Genomic DNA, 20,623 nt, shown 5'->3' on the forward strand with positions numbered 1-20,623 from the left:
TTAAGATTCTAGTTTGTCTATCGAATCTTTTGCTTTTTGTGTTATGTGTTCTTCAAAGTTATACCAGTTAAACTCTGAACCACTTTGTTTTACTCCGCTTAGCATATCTCCACCTTTTCTTCTTTGCAGGTCTAGCTTTGCTACTTCAAAGCCATTTTGTATTTCACAAAATTGTGCTAGTTTTTCTATGTTTTGTTTTTTTGTGTATAAGAAGCAAAATCCTTTAAGCCCATTTCTGCTAACCCTGCCTCTTAATTGATGTAATGTAGCAAATCCAAAGTTTTCTGCACCTGATATTACAATAGTAGATAGTCTTGGTAAGGAGATTCCAACTTCTACAACCGTTGTTGATAGTAATATTTCACCATTTTGTTGAAATTCTTCTAATATTTGTTCTTTGTTTTTATCCTTGCCATGCACTAAATGCACTCTCTTAAAGTGTCTCTCCCAAAATTCTTTTGCTTCTTTTATTGGTTTGTAGATGTTGTTTTCTGATTTTTTCTCAACTAGGGGATAGATGATTATTGTTTGGTTGCCTTTTTTTGTTTCTAGCTTTATGTGTTCTAGGAGACTTGCAAAGTCATTATTTGTTATCACCTTTGATGTTATATCTTTTTTGAAAGGCAAATCATTTATAAAAGTAAAGGATAGTAGAGAGGATTCTATCATCGCCATTGTTCTTGGTATTGGAGTGGCAGAGAATTGCAAAAAATGTGGCTTTTTGCCTTCTTTTTCAAGTGATTTATCAAGTATATTTCTTTGTTTTGTGCCAAATCTATGTTGCTCATCTATCATTACTAATGGCATATCTAAGGTGTTGTTATCTATATTTGTGTATAGAATCTTATGTGTCCCTATTATGAAGTGATATTTGCTAAAATCTAAGTCTTTTTTGTTCTTTATACATAAGCCAACATTGATTTCTTGTGGTAGCATTTTTAATGCTTCATTATAGATTTGCTGTGCGAGAATCGAGGTTGGTGCCATTAATATGCATTGTCTTGGATAGCACAATATGCATGCAGCAAAAATCAAAATAGTCTTGCCACACCCAACATCACCTACTATTATTCTTCTACTTGCTAGATTGCTATTTAGTGATATTTCTATATCTCTTATTGCGTCTTTTTGTCCATTTGTAAGATTAAATGGTAGGCTATTTATCCATTTTTCTAACAGCTTTTTATTGTTTAGTTTTTCTAGGCTTTTAAAGTGTAATACTTTGCCCTTTAGCTCTAGCATGTAATTATAAATTTCAGCAAAGGCTAGAGCTTTTTTTGTTTGCATGTCAAATTCTTTGTTATGTGTAAAGCTTTTTAAAAAATCACTAGTTGGATTGTGTATTGCATGAAGTCTTTTTAGGATTTTAGATTCTATGTTTGGGTAGGCTTGTATTAGCACATCTAGTGTGATTGATTTTATAAAATCTCTTAGAATCGTTATTTGTTTGCCTACTAGCTTTTTGTTGAAATGCAAAATAATTTCATCTTCTTGCGTGATTACTTTTGGCTGTTTGATTGTGAATCTTCCATTATATATTCCGCCAATGCCACTTACAATCATTTCTTTTCCAAGTGTAAAGATGTTTTTATGATATGGCTTGGCGTTAAATATAAATAAATTTATTTTCTCACTACCATCTATAGATAAGACTATGGCGTTAATAATGGCATTTTTGCCTATTTTATTGTAGCTGTGAATCACTATCTTTACTACAATTGTTGAATTTATCTCTAAAGATCCAGTTAGTTTGCCATTTGTGTATTTTGCAGGTGGGTATTTTATGTATAAGTCAAGCAGGTTACAAATACCAAGTTTTTTGATATTTTCTGGTATTTGTATCAAGATTAATTAGCACTCACAATAGAGAATGTAAGTTTGCCTATTTCTTTATGCTCTTTTATATAGTCATTAACTTCTTTTAGGCTTAGTTTTTCTATCTCTTTCAATACTTTGGAGTTAAAGTCAAGTGGTAAATTGTCATAATAATTTCTAAATGTGCTACTAAGTCTTTGTGATAGCGTTTCGTTTCTTAGTGGTTCACTACCTAGCAGATATTTTTTAGCAGCGTCTAGTTCTTTTTGTGTGATTCCATTTTTTATAAAATTATCTACAACTTCACTTACGAGTTTTTTTGCTTCTTCTTCATTTTTTAGACTTGTTTGTAGATAACCATGTGCATACGAGTATGTCTTGCTCGGTAGTAATCTTAAAACAGCTGTATATGCTAAGCCTCTTTTTACTCTTATCTCTTCCATCATTCTGCTACCAAATCCACTTCCACCAAGCACAAATGAAGCAACCTTTAAAATCGCACTTTCTTTTTCTAAGTCTTTTACATACAATGGTGCTGCAAAGTATATATATGCTTGTTGTGTTTCTTTTTTTATTGTTTTTGTTCCTTGTTTATCATTTGCTTGTATGTTAGCGATTTCTACCTTTTTGCCACTTGGTAGAATCTTTAGTGTTTGTTGTATTTTTTGAGATATATCATCTAGTTTTATATCTCCACCTAAGATTATTGTTGCATTTTCTAAGTTTATATATGAATTGTAGAAACTTTCTATATCTTTTAGCGTTATTGCTTCTATTGATTTTTGTGTTCCAATCGATGTGTTTTGCAGTGCCGTGCCTTTAAAAATCATCTCCTTTAGACCTTTGTTGGCTTGATAGTCGAAGTCATTTTCTTTTTCGAGTATGGAGATTATTGTATTTTCCTTGACCTTATTTAGTGCTGTTTTTGTAAAATTTGGATTGCTTAGTAATTCATTTAGCAATGTTAATGCATTATCTATTTCGTCTTTTGTTCCGCTAAGTGTGAAGTTCATAGTTTCAAATCCACTGCCTACACTAAGAGATAATGCCCTCTCTTCTAGTTTTTCTGAAAATTTTGTTACACCAAGCTTTTTTGTCCCTTCATTTAGTATGCTACTTGTTAGGTTAGAGATTCCAAGCTCTTTGCCATCACTAACGCTACCAGCACCTTTAAATACTATTTGTATAAAAAATAGTGGAAGCTGTGAGTTGTTTTCATAAATTACAGGAATGTTTGTGTTGTTTATCTGTAGATGTTTTAGTTCTACTGCCATTAAAAATCCTTTCATAAAGAATACACTAATTAATATTGTAAAAATTTTTTTCATTCAAAATACTCCAAAATATCATAAGCTGTATTTCGCTTTGCTGCAATTCCGCCTATGTCTTTTATTAGCTTTATCATCTCTTGTTGATTCATAGAGTTTTTAGCACCAGCTGCTGCTACTACATTTTCTTCCATCATTGTGCTACCTAAGTCGTTTGCCCCAAAAAGTAGTGCAATCTGACCTATGTGTGAACCTTGTGTTACCCAACTGCTTTGTATATTTTGAAAATTATCCAAAAAGATTCTACTACATGCAAGCAATCTTAAGTATCTATTTGATGAGGCTTTCATTAGATTGGGGAACTCATCTTTTAGCGGGGTGAAAGCAGGTTGAAAACTCCAAAGTATAAATGCTCTAAATCCATTTGTCTCATCTTGTAAATTTCTTATCCTATCCCAGTGTTCTAATATATCATCATCGCTCTCTACGCTGCCAAACATCATTGTAGCTGTGCTTCTTATATCTAGTTTGTGGGCTTGTCTATGCACATTAATCCATTCATCAGAATCTAGCTTTTTAGGAGCTATTATATCTCTTACTCTATCGCTTAGGATTTCTGCTCCAGCACCCGGAATTGATGATAGACCACTATTTTTTAATCTTTGTAATACTTCAGTGATTGATATTTTTGATACTTTTGCTATGTAGTTTATTTCTATTGCTGAAAATCCATGTATTGTAATTTGCGGATATTTATTTGCAATATGTGATACTAGAGATTCATACCACTCTATTTTTAAGCTTGGATGCACACCACCTTGGAATAGTATTTGTGTTCCACCTATTGCTAATAATTCTTCAATTTTTTTATCAATTTCATCAAAGCTTAAAATGTATGTATCTTTTTCTCCTACTTTACGCTTAAAAGCACAGAATTTACAATCCACCCAACATATATTTGTGTAATTTATATTTCTATCCACCACAAATGTTGTTATGTTTCTTGGGTGAAGTTTTGATTTTATATTTTGAGCCATTTCTCCCAATTCACGCAAAGACGCATTTTTCATTAAATGAAGAATCTCATCTTTGCTAACTCTTGGTAGTTTTACTTTAACTATGGCATTGTCTATTTTTTGTGTCATTAGAATCTTTGACCCATAGTAAATTCAAATGAAGATGTCTCATCTCCTGTTTTATCATTAAGTGCTCTTGGGAATACGAAGTTAATAACACCAATTGGAGATACCCACTCAATCCCAACACCTGCTGAATATCTTGTTATCTCTGAAATATCATTCTCTCCTATCATACCATAGTCAAAGAAGGCATTTAGCCTCATTTGCACAGTTTCAAATAGTCCATAGCTCAACTCAGCAGTGTTGTAGAACATTTGCTTTCCACCGATTCTCACGCCGTATTCGTCTTTTGGAGTGATTGATCTACTTTGATAACCCCTTACACTACTTATACCACCTAGATAGAATTTCTCACTCATAGGTAGATATCCGCCGTCATTTATATATCCAGCTCTAGCTCTATATCTAAAGATAAGATCTATATCAACCCAATCTTCAACTGATTTGTAGTAATTGAAGCTTCCATAGTATTTTGTAAATTCCGCATCTCCACCAATTCCAGCAAATTCGACATTAGCTGCAACTCTAATGCCGCTTTTAGGGAAGAAATAAGCATCTGTGTTATCAAAGCTAAGTCCAGGAATCACAGATGATTTTGTATATTTACCTCTGTAATACAATAGATAAAATGGATTTTCAAATTCTGATAGTCTTGATTCTTGGAATGTATAACCAAGCGTTAAGTCTAGTTGGTCCCATACTCTCTTGCCGCCTACAAGGCTAAAACCAGTTGAGATTTCTCTATAATCATAGTCATAATAGTCGGTTCTATACACATCAGTTGCTAAGCTATAATCACTATCTAAGATCGCAGGATTGTATAAGTTTAGTCTATATGAAGTTGATACTTCACTTTTGTCAAAATATAATCCAGCAGTTAGACCGCTACCAAATATGTTTCTATCTTTTATAGATATACTACCCATAGCACCATCATAGCTACCATAACCAACACCAAATGTAAATTCACCAGTCTTTGCTTCTTTTACATTTACTAGTAAGTCAATATGTTCTTCATCAACTCTTCTTTCTTCTATTGTTACATTATCAAAGTTACCAGTTCTCATTATGGCATTTTTAGAATCTCTAATCTTGCCCATTTTGTATTCATCGCCGGGAGCTAATAATACATTTCTTCTAATTACTCTATCTATTGTTTTTGAGTTACCAGAAATTAGTACATCTCTTACCTTCACTTTTCTGCCCGGTTGCACATAATATATAATTCTTACTTCGCCAGTGTCAGGGTTTTTGTCTAAATCAGGATTTACTCTAGTAAATGCGTATCCTAAATCACCAACTTTATATTTAAGCTCTTCCATATCGGCTCGCATTTTGTTTATGTTAAATATTTTGCCTTCTTTTGTTTTGATGACTTCTTTTAGCTCCTCTAATGGCATTATATCTTCTTCTAATACTACATCTATACTTGATACTCTATATTTCTTGCCCTCGTTAATGTAAAAGTCAAGCTCTGCTTCATATGTCGTAAAATCCGTTCTTAAAAATGGACTTGAAACTTCAGCATCCAAGTATCCCTTTTGCATGTATAAGTCTCTAATTCTAGCCGCATCTGCTTCTATTTCATTTATTTGTAATTTCCCGTTATTAAAACCCCACATCCAACCTATAAAGTCTTTTTCTTTGTTTGCAGTTACAGATTCAATTCTTGAAGTCCATATGCTTTCTCTACCATAGTAGTTTGCTTTTTTAATGATGATTTCTTCGCCTTTATTGATTTCAAATGTTACTTTTAGAACTTTTGGTGCTATTGTTTCTGTTTTTACTTCAACGATAGTGTCATAGAAACCTTGCTTTTCTAGTAGTTCTATTATTCTTTTTCTTGTGTTGGCAATTTTTATTTCATCATATACATCGCCTTTTTTTAACCCTAGCTCTTTATTTAGTGTGGCTTGTTCTTTGCCTGCACCATATCCGCTTATAATCAAACTTGCTATTATTGGTTTTTCTACAAAGTGATATGTTAAAACACCATTTTCTTCTGTTACCCATATATCTTGGAAATATCCTTGCTTATAGAAGTCTTGGATTGATTGATCTACTCTGTTTAAATCTAGTTGTTCGTTTAGTTTGATTTTTGCAATTTCATTTGCAATTAGTGGTGATATATAGTTCAAGTTTTCATATTTAACTTCTTTGATAATAGGTAAATCAGCGGCATTCAAATTCGCAGAAATAGCTATAGCAGCAGCAATAGACGACATAAATTTTGGAGTTAATTTCATTACAAACATTCCTCAAATTAAAATAAACAATAAACTAGATTATAGCTTTTTTGAAATTAAAGATAACAAAACTATAAAATAAAATATATAATTTTGCTAAATTTTAAATTCTACTTTTGGTTGGTGTGGAATGCAAGCAGGTATTATAGGACTTGGATTAATTGGTGGCTCTTTGGGTTTGGCTTTAAAAGATATAGGAATGTTTAAGGTTATTTACGGGCTAGATATCAATGAGATTCATATGCAACAAGCTTTATCTTTAGGGCTCGTTGATGAATGCGTTAGTTTTTGTGATATTAAAGAATGCGATGTTATATTTTTAGCAACTCCTGTTGGAGCTATTTTGGATATGCTACCTAAATTTATTGGGATTAAGCCACATGCTACAATTATAGATCTAGGTAGCACAAAAAGCTTAATTTCAGACAATATTCCACAAGAGATTCGTAAAAATTTCGTATGTGCTCATCCTATGAGTGGGACAGAGAACTTTGGTCCAAAAGCTGCATTTAAAGAATTGTTGCCACATCACATTGTTGTATTAACTGATTTGGATAAAAGCGGTGATTTGCAAGTTGCAATGGCTAAAGAAATATTTGTAGCATTAAAAATGAACATAATAAAAATGGATTCAAAATTACATGATAATCATGCAGCCTTTATTAGTCATCTCCCACATATTATAAGTTATGCACTAGCAAATGTGGTTCTAAGTCAAAAGAATCCTAAAGATATTCTAGCACTTGCTGGAGGCGGGTTTAAAAGTATGGTTAGAATCGCAAAAAGCTCTCCAAAAATGTGGTGTGATATATCAAAGCAAAATAAAGATTGGCTATTAGAATCTTTAGAGATTTTTGATAAAGAAATACAAGTTGCACTTGATATGCTAAAGGAAGAAGATTGGGAGAAACTAGAAAAATGGATGGCAAATGCTAATAGCCTTTATGAGATTTTTTAAGTTTGTGCTTTAATAATTAAAAAGATAAAATGCTTTTAATTTATATAAATATTTCAAGGAATCATTTTGTTACCTATTAAAAATCATTTAAGATTAGTTGGAAGTGTGCTAAGCATAGCGACAAACAAAACTCACATAATATGTATTGATAACTTTTATAATATTTCGACATTTTTTTTAGAAAATAAGGTAATTGACAAAACCTTGAATCTTTCAAAGACAGCAGAACCATTACATCACTTCTCAAAGGCAGTTGCAGTATCAAATAGGGATTCAAAGCTTGGTGTTGGCTTTGCAAAAACACCCAAAGCAATTATTCTATCAGCTACTCCTGAGATAGCTCCTATTGCTTCGCTAGATTGGCAAAAACTAGAGGTTTCAAAAGTAACCTTTTCAAAAGAGGACAACTTTGTCTCAACTGGAGGCGAAGATGGCAGGGTGTTGCTTTATTCTGCGGATAATTACAGCTTTTTAATTGGTCTTCCGCCTTTTCCTGATTATATTGCCTCTATAGTTTTTAGTGATGCTGATAGTTTGCTTTTTGCTTCTTGTTTTAATGGTAAGGCAGTGGTATTTGATGTGGAGAAAAATAGAACATTGCTTGATATAGAATGCGAATCAATAATCGAAGATGCTCTATTTTTCGATAATGATACTAAATTGTTCTGTGTAACAAAAAATGGATATACGATAGTTTATGACTTGTTAAGCAAAGAAAAAATAAGTGAATTTCAAATACAGGGAGCTTGGCTTACTATATGTCAGAAGTTGCCAAACCCAAACTTTGCAGTTGTAGGTGGTAAAAATAAATCAATGTATATTATGAATCTTTATGCAAATAAAATAATAGATTCAATTACTATGGAGAATCTTGGTCTTACAGCAATGTTTTTAGATTCATCTATTTTGTATGTAGGACATAGTGATGGTGCTATTGATATTATTGATTTAGATTCTTGCAAAGAAGAAATGTTGGAATGCTTAAGCAATGATGATTTAATAGGTGCAATTAAATTAATTAGAGAACAAAATATATTTTTACAAACTTTAGAAGAATATATAACTAAAATTGAAACTTTATGGAAGACAAAATTGCAAGAAGCCATAGATTTACTAGCAGTAGATAAGATAAATGAAGCACAAGAAGTTGTAGAACCTTTTATGAAAGATCCTAAAAAGAAAGAAGAATTTGATTATTATTGGCAACAAAAGGCATCAGTTGCTAGTTTTTTAGATGCCATAGAAGCAAATAATCTGCAAGAAGCTTACATACTGGTTGATAAATATCCTTACTTAAAAGAAACAATAGCTTTTAGTCAGATAGATTCTAAGTGGGATAAGTCCTTTGAAGCGGCTAAAAGATTATTAGCACAAAATGCACAAATAAATTTGCCAAAAGCCCAAGAGTTATTAAATCCTTTTGCTAATGTAAAATGTAAAAAAGAAGCGGTAATGATGTTGCTTAGAAATACAAGTAAGTTTTTACAGGCAGAAGAAGAGTATAAAGCTAAGCGTTTTGAAGAATATTTTAAACTTTGTGATAGATTCCCATTTTTACAAGAGACGCTAATATATAAAAGTGCACTTTTAATTGGAGATCAGATAATGCAAAGAATTAATGCATTAGAAAACCAAGGAGAATATCAAAAAGCTCATGATGTATGCAAATTATTAGCTTCAATGATTCCATTTAAAATTGTTGCCAACGATAAGTTAAAGAGTTTAAAATTAAAACTAGAGTTTATGCAAGCATATAGTGAAAATAAATTATCAGAACTATTTGCAATGGCTGAATCTAATTATGAATTGCGTTCTTTAAAGGAATGCAGGAAAATATATGATGATTTTAAAGCAAAGGAAAAGATGGCATTTTCTTTTGCGTCTAAGGGCAAGGGTAAAGAGGTTTTAGACACATTAAAGGAATATTTACATATTGAGTGTTGGAGAGATAAGATAGCTTCTATTTTGAAGCTTGCTTATTTGTCTGAATTTATGCTAAATGCACCGGGAAAGGCTGGAGCAATAGAGGGCGTAAGTTGGAAAGAGACATTTCAATATTACATAGAAAGATATAGCAAAGATGAAGAAATAAAGAAAATAGCCGAAGAAATGGGATTAATAGATGTGTTAAATAGTATCACGTTTGAAGGAAATAGAGAAGGTTATTTGAGTGCTATTGTTGCAGATTCTTTGCTATCTATTGATGATAAACCATTAGTGCAGCATGAAACATCAGAAGGTAAAAATGAAAAATAGATGTAAAACAAAAGTAATAAATGTAGGTGATGTAAAAGTTGGCGGAGATTCTCCTATTTCTGTGCAAAGCATGACATTTACTAAAACTGCAGATATAGAATCTACAAAAGCACAAATAGATGCGTTGCAATTAGCAGGTTGCGATATAGTTAGAGTAGCAGTTAGCGATAAAGAAGATGCAAATGCACTAAAAACTCTAAAACAAAGCATACAAATGCCACTTGTAGCAGATATACATTTTAGATACAAATTAGCATTAATTGCTGCACAAAGCGTTGATTGTATAAGGATTAATCCCGGAAATATAGGCTCTAAAGATAAAATAAAAGCAGTAGTAGATGCATGTAAAGAAAGAAATATACCAATTAGAATCGGGGTGAATGCTGGAAGCTTGGAGAAGCAGTTTGAAAACAAATATGGAGCGACTGCTAAGGGCATGGTTGAATCTGCACTTTATAATATTAAGCTTTTAGAGGATTTTGGATTTAGTGATATTAAAGTTTCGCTCAAAGCAAGTGATGTAGAAAGAACGATGGAAAGTTATAGAATGCTTCGTCCAATGGTTAGATATCCATTTCACTTGGGGGTTACTGAAGCAGGGGATTTAGAATCTTCAATGATTAAAAGCTCTATGGCTTTAGGCGGACTTTTAATGGAGGGTATAGGCGATACTTTAAGAGTGTCTATAACTGGTGAGTTAGAAAAGGAGGTTGAGGTTGCTAGATCGATTCTTAGATATAGTGGTAGGCAAAAGGAGGGCATTACTTATATTTCATGTCCAACTTGTGGTAGATTACAAGCAGATTTAGTTCCACTACTAAAAGAGATAAAAGAAAAAATGCCAAAAATAAAAACTCCAATGCAACTATCAGTAATGGGTTGTGCTGTAAATGCACTAGGAGAGGCAAAGCATGCAGATGTAGCAATTGCCTTTGGGAGTGGCGATGGGCTTATTATAAAAAAAGGCACAATAATAGGAAAGTATAAAGAGAGAGAGTTAATTGATGTATTTATAAAAGAAGTTCTAATTACAGAACAAGAAATGCTAGAAAAACAAGGGATATAGATTATATTTTTATATTTTCTATATCTATTCTAGTTCCTAAGAATATAATTTTTGCACTTTCATATATAATTTCATTTTCGTCTATTTGTGATATTATCCAATCTTTGTCTTTATTTTTCTTTATTGCTATTATTTGTATTTCTGATTCTAGTTCTTTTTTGGTAAGTATTGATTGCAATATTTCTCTTGCTGTTTTATTTGCGATCAGTTACTTGCATTTTGAAGGTTCTAAGCATATTTGAAATATCTATATATTCAAATTCTGGGTGTGCAATAAAGCTTCTCGTTCTGGGTATATTACTTTTGAGGCACCAAGCTTTGATAATATGCTACCATGAACTGTTGTTATTGCTTTGGCTATTATATTTTTTACACCTATTTTCTTTAGTGTCATCAGTGTTAATATGCTAGATTCTATATTTTCTCCAATGCTTACAATAACAAAATCTAAATTTGAAAAACCAGTCTCTTTTAGCGCATTTACATCAGTTGAATTTAGTATAAACACCATATCAGTTTTATCAGCCAGATCTTTAATTTAAGATTCGTTTTTATCGGCTATAATTACATGTTTGACTTGATCTATTAATCCATTTGCAATGTAGTATCCAAATTTACCAAGTCCAATTACTCCATAAGTATTCTTGTTCATTTTTTCCTATACTAAGATTTTTGCTTCATAGTCTATTTTGACATTTTTTTTGATTTGCAAATAAAGTTAATGCAAATGCTAATATACCGACTTTACCAGATAGCATTAGCAATATTATTATTGTTTTGCCAATAGTATCGAAGTTGGCAGATAAACTTAACACACCCCAATCTCCCATAGATAATCCAACTGTTCCAAATGCAGAACACACTTCAAATAAAATTGCCAAAAATCCTCTGCTACCACCATCTTCAAAAAGTGTAAGAATCATAACGCAAACACTAATATACACAGAGGATAGCACTATAATTGCAAATGATTTTGTAATTGTTTCTTGTTCTTTTTTTATTGAGAATCGTTACTTCATTTGAGTTTCTTAATACTTTGTAGGCACAAATTAGCAAGATAGCAAGAGTGGTTACCTTTATCCCACCAGCAGTCCCACCAGGAGCACCACCTATTGCCATAAAAATAGAGCCAAAACATAAACTTGAATCTTGAAACAGACTTAAATCAAGCGTATTAAACCCAGAAGTTCTATAATTTATAGATGTGAAGTATGAAGCTAGAATCTTTTGCCAAAGGCTTAAGTCCCCTATACTTTTTGGATTTTTGTATTCTAAAAGAAATACAGATAGAAATGTAATTACTATCAACACCCCAGTCATTATTAGTACCAACTTTGTATGTGTTGATAACTTCTTTCTTTGATGTGTTGCTTTATAATATATTTCTAATAGCACGAAATATCCAAGCCCACCTATTATTATTAGAGTGGTGATTATCAAACTTATAAACACATCATCTTTATTACCCCATAAGTCCTGTTTCAAATACTGAGAATCCGGCGTTATTAAAAGCTGAAATGCTATTAAATATGCCAAGCCAAATTGATTTTATAAAACCAAAATCAAGCAAGAATCTTAAAGATAGTAAAATAGCACCAATACCCTCTATTAACAAAACAATTAAGAATAATTTTTTAAAAAAGTTAATCGCTCCAAGAGTTGTAGGAAGAGATAAGTTGTCTTTTAGTCAAGCTCTATTTTTAATCGCAAAATTAAATAAATAAAGCTAGTTACACTCATATATCCAAAGCCACCAATTTGGATTATAAGTAAAATCACAAATTATCCTAAAACACTAAAATCACTCTCAGTATTCTTAAATATTAGTCCAGTAACACTAACTGCAGAAGATGAGGTAAAAAGAGCATCAATAAAGCTTAAATTACCTTTGTGCATTATAGGTAAAGTTAGCACAAATGCACCAATAATAGCGATGATTATATATCCTATAAGTAGGATTCTAGCACTTGTTCTATTCATATTAAACTCTAATTTGTCCGTTTCCTATTATTTTGTATTTATAGCTTGTTAGAGATTCTATTCCCATTGGACCTCTTGCATGTATTTTTGAAGTTGATATTCCAACTTCAGCTCCAAACCCAAACTCACCCCCATCGCTAAATCTAGTAGAAGCATTGACATACACGCATGCACTATCTATGGTATCTAAGAATTCTTGTGCAATATTGTTGTCTTCGCATAATATAGATTCGCTATGACCACTGCTAAATTCGTTTATATGTTCTATTGCCCCATTTAAGCCATCTACTATTTTTAGATTCAAAATATTGTCATTATATTCTATATGATAGCTACAAGCTTGAATCTCATCGCATTGTATATTGTGTGCCTTTAACACTTTTACACACTCACTACTACCTTTTAGAATCGTGTTTTTTTCTATTAGTTTTAATGCTACTTTTGGCAGGAATTCATCAGCTATACTCTTATCAATTAAGAGGCATTCACAGGAGTTACATACGCTTGGGCGAGATGTTTTGGCGTTTATTATTATGCCGATTGCTTTATTTTGATTGCAACTGCTATGTGCAAATATATGGCACACTCCCTTGTCTTGTTTTATCACAGGGATTAGAGAGTTTTCTAAGACAAAGTTTATTAGTCCTTCACCGCCTCTTGGAATTATTAAATCTATGTAATTTTTTGCTCTTAGCATTCGCTTTAAGTCATCTCTATTTTGCATTGCTTGTAGCATTGTTATGCTGTTTTTTGGGATTTTGTATTTGTCCATATTTGTAAAGAAACATGATGTAATTGCTTCATTTGAATTTTGTGCTTCTTTGCCACCTTTTAATATGCATACATTGCCACTTTTTATGCACAAAGCTGCTGTATCACTTGTTACATTTGGTCTAGATTCATAAATTATCCCAATTACTCCTATTGGTGTTGATACTTTTTGTATATCTAGTTTTGCGTGATTTTGGAATCTATATATCTCTTTGCCTATTGGATTTTCTAGTAGGGCGATTTTATGTATAGATTCTTGTATTGATTTTAGTTTTTTGTCATTTAGCTCAAGTCTTTCAAGCATAGCACTGCTTAAGCCCATACTTTCTGCAATCTTCATATCTCTGCTGTTTGCTTTTATTATATTAGTAGCATTGTGGATAATTGATTCTGCAGTGCCTTGCAGGAATGAGATGATATTTTCATGCTTTATTTTAGCTAGTTTTGTTTTTGCATTTTTTGCATTTTTGAATATTTCGTCGATATTTTGCATTTTCCTAACTTTCTTTAAAGATTCTGCGAGATAGCTTTTTTGCCTTGCTTTCTTCTTTATGTTTTAGTGTGTTAAAAATTGTGTTTGTATAATCTTCTAGGAATTTTTGGCTACTTATTGTTTTATCCCCATCTTTTGATGATAGCTTTTTGTATTCACCATTTTCTTGCAGTTCATGTGCTCTAATTGTATCTTCTATTTGTATTTTTAGGATTCCAAATAATTTATCGCTCAAAGCTTGTTCAAATATCGGTGTCATAAGCTCTACTCTTCTTTCTAAATTTCTAGGCATTAAATCTGCACTAGCAAAGTATATTTGCGTTTGAGAATGTTTAAAGTAGAAGATTCTTGCATGTTCTAGGTATTTTCCAACGATTGAAATTACTCTTATATTTTCGCTGACATTTTTTATCCCAGGACGCAAACAGCATACACCTCTTACTATTAAGTCTATTTTTACTCCAGCATTTGAGGCTTTATATAGTGCAAGTATCACATCGGTATCTACAATTGCATTTACCTTTAGGATAATTCTCCCATCGCTACCTTTCTTTGCTTCACCATCTATTAGTTCTAGTATCTTTGGCTTTATTTGTAGTGGTGCTGCAAAAAGTGTTGATAGCTTTGATTTGTGTGAGAATCCAGATAGAGTATGGAAGAACTTTGTTGCATCTTGTGTGAATTCTCTCTTAGAAGTCATATAGCTTATATCAGTGTAGATTCTAGCTGTGCTTGGGTTGTAGTTACCTGTGCTAAGATGGACATATTCTTTTAGTTCTCTTCCTATACTTTTTATTACAAGGGCTATTTTTGCATGCACTTTCAAGCCCGGAACGCCATATATTACATGTGCTCCTGCGTCTTCTAGTGCTTTTGCCCAATGTAGATTATTTTCTTCATCAAATCGTGCTTTTAGTTCCACTAATGCAGTTACTTGTTTGCCATTTTCTGCTGCTTCTATTAATGCTTTTACGATTGGGGAATTTTTGCCAACCCTATAAAGCGTCATTCGTATGGAGAATACTTCTGGGTCTTTTGCAGCACTTTGTATAAAATGCACAACAGGATCAAAACTCTCATATGGCTGATAAAATAGCACATCTTGTGTATCTAAAATAGTAAAAATATCTGCTTCTAAATCTAGTGGAGGAAGAATCTTTGGTGTATAGTTTGAGAATGTCAAATGTGCAAAATTCTTATTTCCTACAATTTCCCACAATACATTTGAATTCATTGGCATTTTGCACTCATATATGTCTTCTTGTTCGATTTTTATGTAGTTTGTTATGAAACTTTTTAATTCCAAATCCTCGCTTTGCTCAATTTGCAGTCTTATTATTTCGCCTTTTCTCCTTGATTTTAGCCCTTCAGTCATTAATGCTAAAAAGTCATCAGCCTCTTCTTCTTCTATCTCCATATCCGCATTTCTAGTAACTCTAAAAGCAGTCAAACTAAGTGCTCTAAATCCTGGAAAAAGCTCATGAATAAACTCTGCTACAACACTATCTGTGCGAAAATACATATCATCTAGCTTTATAAAGCCCGGTAGCATTCTTGATATTCTTGCCATGCCAAATTTTATTTCATTTTCATTTTCTATGTTTTGTAGTTTTAATGCTAATACATAACTTAGATTGTTTAGATGAGGGAATGGGTGGGTTGCATCAACTGCAATGGGGACTATAATCGGATATAAATGGTTTAAAAAATAATCTTGCAATTCTTCCTTTTGCTTTTTATCGGCTTCTTTATAATCTTTTATTAAAAGCCCTTCTTTACTTAGTGATTCTTTTATTTCATAGTAGCAAGATTCTAGTAGTTTTTGTTCTTTGTTTATATAGTTTCTTATTTCATCTAGTTGTTCTTTTGGAGTTAAGCCATCTGCACTGCTTTCTGCGATTCCTGCTGTATATAGTCTCTTTAGCCCTGCAACTCTAACCATGTAAAATTCATCTAAATTAGTCCCATAAATTGCAATAAATTTTAGTCTCTCAAGCAATGGATTATTTTTGTTTTGTGCTTCGCTTAATACTCTTGTGTTGAATCTTAACCATGATAGTTCTCTATTTATGAAATTACTTGTTTGATTTAATGATTTTGCCGTTGCCATATCCACCCCTAAAATTAAAACTAAAATTTAAGATTATATAAATAATCTCTTAAATGAAGCTTCTATGGTTTAAGTTGTATTAGTGTATGATTTCCAAAAATCATTATGGAGTTTTCAATGAAACTTGACTATAAGGATTCAGGTGTCAATATACAAGAAGGTAACGAGCTTGTAGAGAATTTAAAAGAAGTAGTAAAAAAGACATTTAATAATCAAGTAATAGGTGGAATTGGTTCATTTAGCGGTGCTTACGCCATGCCTAGTGGATATAAAGAACCTGTGATGTTAGCTGCTACAGATGGAGTTGGCACAAAGCTAAAGTTAGCAATACAAGCAAACAAGCTCAATACAATAGGAATCGACTTGGTTGCTATGTGCGTGAATGACCTTATTTGTAATTTTGCAGAACCATTATTCTTTTTAGATTATTATGCAACTGGGAAGCTTGATAAAAACAGGGCATTAGAAGTGATAAAAGGTATAGCATCTGGTTGCATGGAAGCAGAATGTGCTCTAATAGGTGGTGAGAGTGCAGAGATGCCTGGAATTTATAGTGATAATGATTTTGATTTGGCTGGGTTTGCTGTTGGTGTAGCTGAAAGAGAGATTGTAGAGAGAGAGAATAATCTAAAAAGCGGAGATGTAGTAATCGCTCTAAGTAGTAGTGGAATCCACTCAAATGGGTATTCTCTAGTTAGAAAAATAATAGAGACAAATAATATTGATATATATTCTAAATTTGGAGATTCCACGCTAATAGATTCAATGCTTACTCCTACAAAAATTTATGTAAAAACATTTAAAAAAATCTCCAAAAACATAAAGGCTCTAGCACATATTACAGGTGGTGGATTGATTGAGAATATCCCTAGAATCTTGCCTAAGAATCTTGATTGCTATATTTTTGAAAAAGATATACAAAAGTTGCCTATTTTTGAATTTTTAGAACAATATATTAAAGATAATGATAAATATAGAACATTTAATATGGGCGTTGGAATGGTGCTTGTATGCAGTAAAGAAAATGTAGATTCAGTCTTAAAAGATAGTGGTGGTTATATTTTAGGCGAGATAAAAGAGGGAAGCAGTCGTGTTGCGTTTGTTTAATATATAAGATTATGGTAGAATGCAAAGCTAAATGAAACTAAAAATTGAGTGGGGCAATGATAAGAGGTATCATAAATTTTTTTAAGGTTTATCCTTTACCAATTTTCGTTCTTCTTTTAACATTTGCTATTTATTATTCTATTTTTGAAGTTGTTAGAAATAGTGATAATAATGGAAGCAGAGCTGTTACCGAAGAGGAATCTATGATGTCTCAAAACTCTGATGCAAATGCTACAAAAATAACGACAATAACACCTGATCACATACCACAATTAATACCTCAATTGCCAGAGGATGATGTGCAACTTGCACAAAAGAATAATGATTATCTAAGCTCTAAAGTAAAATCGCTAAATATTAGAGAACTACCAAATGCTAATTCAAATATAGTTGGAAAACTAACGCCTAGTATAAGAGTTGTGATACTAGAGGATTTAGGAGAATGGGTAAAAGTAGGAATGGATAATGGAAATGTTGGGTTTGTTGTTAAAGCTTATACAAAGCTTATGGAATCTCCATTGCTAGAAACTCAAACAAAGCCTAAAGTAAAAATATCACTTGACAATAAAGAATTATATACATCTTCTGTGCCTAGATTAAATATTAGAGAACTACCAAATGCTAATTCAAATATAGTTGGAAAACTAACGCCTGATATAAAAGTTGTGATATTAGAGGATTTAGGAGAGTGGGTAAAAATAGGCAGTGATGTTGAGCTTGGGTTTGTGTTAAAAAGATTCTTGAAGTTGGCTAATTTTAATGAAGAACTTTTAGAGCAAGAAGACTTATTTACTTCAATGGTGCCTAGATTAAATGTTAGAGAAAATCCAAGCGTAGAATCTGTAATACTAGATAAATTAACACCTGAAGATAGGGTGCAAATAATACAAGAAGAAGGCGAGTGGGCGAAGATTTCTGGCACTAAAAATGGCTGGGTTGTTAAGCGTTCTTTAAAGAGATTGTAATGCAATTTGCAGTTGTTGGAAATCCTATATCGCATTCTTGCTCTCCATTATTACATAATAGTGCCTTTATTGATTTAGGAATTAGAGGTGCTTATGGTAGGTATTTATTAGATGAATCTAAGAATTTTTCTGCTTTGAAGGAGCTAGGATTAAATGGTGCAAATATAACAATCCCATTTAAAGAAGTCGCCTTTAATAATTGTGATTTTGTGCATGGAATCGCACAAAAAATTGGCGTTGTAAATACAATTATCTTTAAAAATTCTAAGCTTCATGGCTATAACACAGATGCAGATGGGTTTTTTATGAGTTTAGACAATGAAGTAAAGAGTGCATTAATAATAGGTGCAGGTGGCTCTTCAAAAGCACTAGCACATATATTAAAAGATAATAATATTAAAATAACCATTATTAATCGTTCAAAGGATAGATTGGAGAGTTTTATAAAAAGTGGTTTTGAATCTTATGCGTTTGAAGATTATATTCACACTCCACATGATGCAATAATAAATACAACTCCTTCAAGTTTAAATAAGATTCTACCTATGGATAAAAGTAGTTTGCAAAAGATTTTTGAATCTGCAAAGATAGCTTATGATTTGCTGTATGGAATAGAATCTCCATTTTTAAGACTGGCACACACTATGAGGCTAAAGACTAAAGATGGCAAAGAAATGCTTGTAAATCAGGCTATCTTGGCATTTGAAATTTTTATGGATAGATTTTGTGTGAAATATGACAAGAAAGCCCTAAGAGATAGTATGTATAAGGCTTCATTATTGTTTTGAGTTTATTATTGTTAGCATATCTTTTATGGCTTGCTCTAATCCTGTAAATATTGCACGAGAAATTATGCTATGACCTATATTTAGCTCTGTTATTTCTTCTATATTCAGTATTGGCTCTATGTTGTTGTAGTTTAGCCCATGACCTGCTGCTACTTCTAGTTTTAATTCCTTAGCTATTTTTGCTGCTTCTTGTATATCTATTAGACTATTATTTAGCCCTTCTTGTAGTTCTAGTCTTAATTTTGATAGCTCATTTATTGTATTGTGTGTGCGTGGTAGATTAGAAAATAGCATTAAATGCAAGTTAGCATAAAGCCCAGTATGAATCTCTACCATATCAGCACCAAGTTTGGCACATTGCTCAACGCAATTACAATCTATAAAAAGCGATACTTCAGTGCCCACTTTGTGAAAATCATCGATTATTTTTTGTATTGTCGAGCTATTATTTTTTATATTTAATCCACCCTCTGTTGTTAGTTCTTTTCTTTTTTCTGGGACTAGAGTTATTCTGTGTGGTGCAATTTTTAGTAGGTATTTAATTATGTTTTCATTAATTGAAGTCTCTACATTTAGCGGAAGGAATGAAGAGTTTGCAATTTTTAAGACATCATCATCATGTATATGTCTTCTATCTTCTCTTAAGTGGATTGTGATTTGATATGCACCGGCTCTTTTTGCTATAAATACTGCTTCAAGTGGGTCTGGTTCATTTATCCCCCTTGCTTCTCTTAGTGTTGCTATGTGGTCTATATTTACTCCAAGTTTCATTGTGTCCTCCTATTGGAATTATGTGCATATTTTGTTAGGATTGTAGCTAAGATTCTATAAAAAAGGTTTTATTGTGGTTATGGTGTTTGATTGTGAGACGATCCCTGATGTCTTGCTTATTAAGTCGTGTTTGAAAGAAGAGTTTAAGAGTAGGAATATTGAATTTACAAGCGATTATGAAATAAGCAAAAATGCAATGCAGATTCAAAAAGAAATTAGTGGAAGCGAGTTTTTGCCATTGCCATATCATAAGATAGTTTCGATTTCTGCTGTATTTTGCGATGATTATGGTAATTTTAAAAAAGTAGGAAGCTTTAGTGCTATTGATGAAAATAGAGAAGAATCTTTAATTAAGGCATTTTTTGATTATCTAAATAATCATCAGCCAAAGTTAGTAAGTTTTAATGGTAGAAATTTTGATATTCCTGTATTGCTACTTAGAGCTATGAAATATAAAATACAAGCTGAATCTTATTTTGAGATAGAAAATCAAAAATATAATAAAAATAAATGGGACAATTATAGACAGAGATATAGCGAGAGATTTCATACAGATTTGTTTGATGTTTTGAGTAATTATTCTTTTGCTAGGGGTTTGAAGCTCGATGTGGTAGCAAACTTACTTGATTTTCCCGGCAAATATGATGTAAGTGGTGATATGGTGTTGGATTTGTATTATGATGACAATTTAGACAAAATTGACGAATATTGTCAAAGCGATGTTTTGAATACTTATGGTGTGTATTTAAATTATGAGCTATTGCAGGGGAATTTATCTTTAGATGATTATAGAGAGATATTAGATTCTTGGCGAAAGTTATTACCAAAAGATAAAGCATATTATAGAATCTTTTTTGATAAAATTTCTGCACAGCTTAATTAAGGGAAAT

16 protein-coding genes and 1 pseudogene are annotated in these 20,623 nt (G+C 32.1%); 7 read left to right on the forward strand and 10 right to left on the reverse strand.

Features of this window, described 5'->3' with window-relative positions; translation table 11 throughout:
* From recG to bamA, 4 genes are read right to left on the reverse strand one after another with little or no spacing between them, the layout of a single operon-like run.
* A complete protein-coding gene (gene recG / locus PF022_RS07320) occupies positions 1-1,845 on the reverse strand; it encodes an ATP-dependent DNA helicase RecG (protein WP_271023362.1) in 1,845 nt (614 codons plus the stop codon).
* Positions 1,846-1,847: 2 nt separating this feature from the next.
* Positions 1,848-3,089 (reverse strand): M16 family metallopeptidase, encoded by a 1,242-nt coding sequence (locus PF022_RS07325; RefSeq protein WP_271023363.1) that lies wholly within the window; start codon positions 3,087-3,089, stop codon positions 1,848-1,850.
* A 50-nt stretch (positions 3,090-3,139) separates the two neighbouring features.
* A complete protein-coding gene (locus tag PF022_RS07330) occupies positions 3,140-4,228 on the reverse strand; it encodes a dehypoxanthine futalosine cyclase (protein ID WP_271021845.1) in 1,089 nt (362 codons plus the stop codon).
* Positions 4,228-6,468: an outer membrane protein assembly factor BamA gene (gene bamA / locus PF022_RS07335; RefSeq protein WP_271021846.1), complete on the reverse strand. Its 2,241-nt coding sequence runs from the start codon at positions 6,466-6,468 to the stop codon at positions 4,228-4,230. The genes PF022_RS07330 and bamA overlap by 1 nt, the downstream gene beginning before the upstream one ends.
* 130 nt (positions 6,469-6,598) lie before the next feature.
* Here bamA and PF022_RS07340 point away from each other — a divergent pair, with 130 nt between their 5' ends.
* The 3 genes from PF022_RS07340 to ispG all read left to right on the forward strand — a co-directional run bounded on the left by PF022_RS07340 (position 6,599) and on the right by ispG (position 10,748).
* Positions 6,599-7,426, forward strand: coding sequence for a prephenate dehydrogenase (locus tag PF022_RS07340; protein ID WP_271021847.1), 828 nt, complete (start codon positions 6,599-6,601; stop codon positions 7,424-7,426).
* Between the two features lie 66 nt (positions 7,427-7,492).
* Positions 7,493-9,682, forward strand: a complete 2,190-nt coding sequence (locus PF022_RS07345; protein WP_271023364.1) for a WD40 repeat domain-containing protein — start codon at positions 7,493-7,495, stop codon at positions 9,680-9,682.
* Positions 9,672-10,748: a flavodoxin-dependent (E)-4-hydroxy-3-methylbut-2-enyl-diphosphate synthase gene (ispG, locus tag PF022_RS07350; RefSeq protein WP_271023365.1), complete on the forward strand. Its 1,077-nt coding sequence runs from the start codon at positions 9,672-9,674 to the stop codon at positions 10,746-10,748. The genes PF022_RS07345 and ispG overlap by 11 nt, the downstream gene beginning before the upstream one ends.
* Position 10,749: 1 nt before the next feature.
* Here the strand turns inward: ispG and PF022_RS07355 are convergent, their stop codons facing one another.
* From PF022_RS07355 to PF022_RS07390, 5 genes and pseudogenes are all read right to left on the reverse strand, one after another.
* Positions 10,750-10,926 (reverse strand): hypothetical protein, encoded by a 177-nt coding sequence (locus PF022_RS07355; RefSeq protein ID WP_271021850.1) that lies wholly within the window; start codon positions 10,924-10,926, stop codon positions 10,750-10,752.
* Between the two features lie 69 nt (positions 10,927-10,995).
* Positions 10,996-11,286, reverse strand: a complete 291-nt coding sequence (locus PF022_RS07360) for an NAD-binding protein (protein ID WP_333770893.1) — start codon at positions 11,284-11,286, stop codon at positions 10,996-10,998.
* A gap of 139 nt (positions 11,287-11,425) precedes the next feature.
* A pseudogene (locus PF022_RS08850) lies at positions 11,426-12,728 on the reverse strand (potassium transporter TrkG).
* 1 nt (position 12,729) lies between these two features.
* On the reverse strand, positions 12,730-13,992 hold the full coding sequence (locus PF022_RS07385; protein ID WP_271023370.1) for a glutamate-5-semialdehyde dehydrogenase: 1,263 nt from the start codon (positions 13,990-13,992) through the stop codon (positions 12,730-12,732).
* Between the two features lie 4 nt (positions 13,993-13,996).
* Positions 13,997-16,102 carry an RNA degradosome polyphosphate kinase gene (locus PF022_RS07390; RefSeq protein WP_271023371.1) on the reverse strand — a complete coding sequence of 702 codons (2,106 nt, stop codon included), beginning with the start codon at positions 16,100-16,102 and terminating at the stop codon, positions 13,997-13,999.
* A 117-nt stretch (positions 16,103-16,219) separates the two neighbouring features.
* Here PF022_RS07390 and purM point away from each other — a divergent pair, with 117 nt between their 5' ends.
* The 3 genes from purM to PF022_RS07405 are packed head-to-tail and all read left to right on the forward strand — an operon-like array spanning position 16,220 to position 18,962.
* Positions 16,220-17,209 (forward strand): phosphoribosylformylglycinamidine cyclo-ligase, encoded by a 990-nt coding sequence (gene purM, locus PF022_RS07395; protein ID WP_271023372.1) that lies wholly within the window; start codon positions 16,220-16,222, stop codon positions 17,207-17,209.
* A gap of 56 nt (positions 17,210-17,265) precedes the next feature.
* Entirely contained in the window at positions 17,266-18,174 is a 909-nt protein-coding gene (locus PF022_RS07400) for an SH3 domain-containing protein (RefSeq protein WP_271023374.1), read from the forward strand.
* Positions 18,174-18,962 carry a shikimate dehydrogenase gene (locus PF022_RS07405; protein ID WP_271021855.1) on the forward strand — a complete coding sequence of 263 codons (789 nt, stop codon included), beginning with the start codon at positions 18,174-18,176 and terminating at the stop codon, positions 18,960-18,962. Before PF022_RS07400 ends, PF022_RS07405 begins: the two co-directional genes overlap by 1 nt.
* On the opposite strand, the gene PF022_RS07410 is transcribed toward PF022_RS07405, so the two are convergent.
* Complete coding sequence (locus PF022_RS07410) at positions 18,951-19,733, reverse strand: pyridoxine 5'-phosphate synthase (RefSeq protein WP_271021856.1); 783 nt, start codon at positions 19,731-19,733, stop codon at positions 18,951-18,953. The two genes, PF022_RS07405 and PF022_RS07410, sit on opposite strands and share 12 nt — an antisense overlap.
* A gap of 73 nt (positions 19,734-19,806) precedes the next feature.
* Between PF022_RS07410 and PF022_RS07415 the strand changes: the two genes are divergently transcribed.
* Positions 19,807-20,616: a 3'-5' exonuclease gene (locus PF022_RS07415; protein WP_271021857.1), complete on the forward strand. Its 810-nt coding sequence runs from the start codon at positions 19,807-19,809 to the stop codon at positions 20,614-20,616.
* Positions 20,617-20,623: the final 7 nt, after the last annotated feature.

The organism is Helicobacter sp. WB40 (genome assembly GCF_027859275.1).
Lineage (GTDB): Bacteria > Campylobacterota > Campylobacteria > Campylobacterales > Helicobacteraceae > Helicobacter_D > Helicobacter_D ibis.

Coding starts and splice junctions, on each gene's coding strand:
- PF022_RS07325 (WP_271023363.1), bottom strand. CDS start 3,089: ATGGCAGTAGAACTAAAACATCTACAGATAAACAACACAAACATTCCT.
- bamA (WP_271021846.1), bottom strand. CDS start 6,468: ATGAAATTAACTCCAAAATTTATGTCGTCTATTGCTGCTGCTATAGCT.
- PF022_RS07390 (WP_271023371.1), bottom strand. CDS start 16,102: ATGGCAACGGCAAAATCATTAAATCAAACAAGTAATTTCATAAATAGA.
- PF022_RS07385 (WP_271023370.1), bottom strand. CDS start 13,992: ATGCAAAATATCGACGAAATATTCAAAAATGCAAAAAATGCAAAAACA.
- PF022_RS07400 (WP_271023374.1), top strand. CDS start 17,266: ATGATAAGAGGTATCATAAATTTTTTTAAGGTTTATCCTTTACCAATT.
- PF022_RS07340 (WP_271021847.1), top strand. CDS start 6,599: ATGCAAGCAGGTATTATAGGACTTGGATTAATTGGTGGCTCTTTGGGT.
- purM (WP_271023372.1), top strand. CDS start 16,220: ATGAAACTTGACTATAAGGATTCAGGTGTCAATATACAAGAAGGTAAC.
- PF022_RS07405 (WP_271021855.1), top strand. CDS start 18,174: ATGCAATTTGCAGTTGTTGGAAATCCTATATCGCATTCTTGCTCTCCA.
- PF022_RS07410 (WP_271021856.1), bottom strand. CDS start 19,733: ATGAAACTTGGAGTAAATATAGACCACATAGCAACACTAAGAGAAGCA.
- ispG (WP_271023365.1), top strand. CDS start 9,672: ATGAAAAATAGATGTAAAACAAAAGTAATAAATGTAGGTGATGTAAAA.
- PF022_RS07330 (WP_271021845.1), bottom strand. CDS start 4,228: ATGACACAAAAAATAGACAATGCCATAGTTAAAGTAAAACTACCAAGA.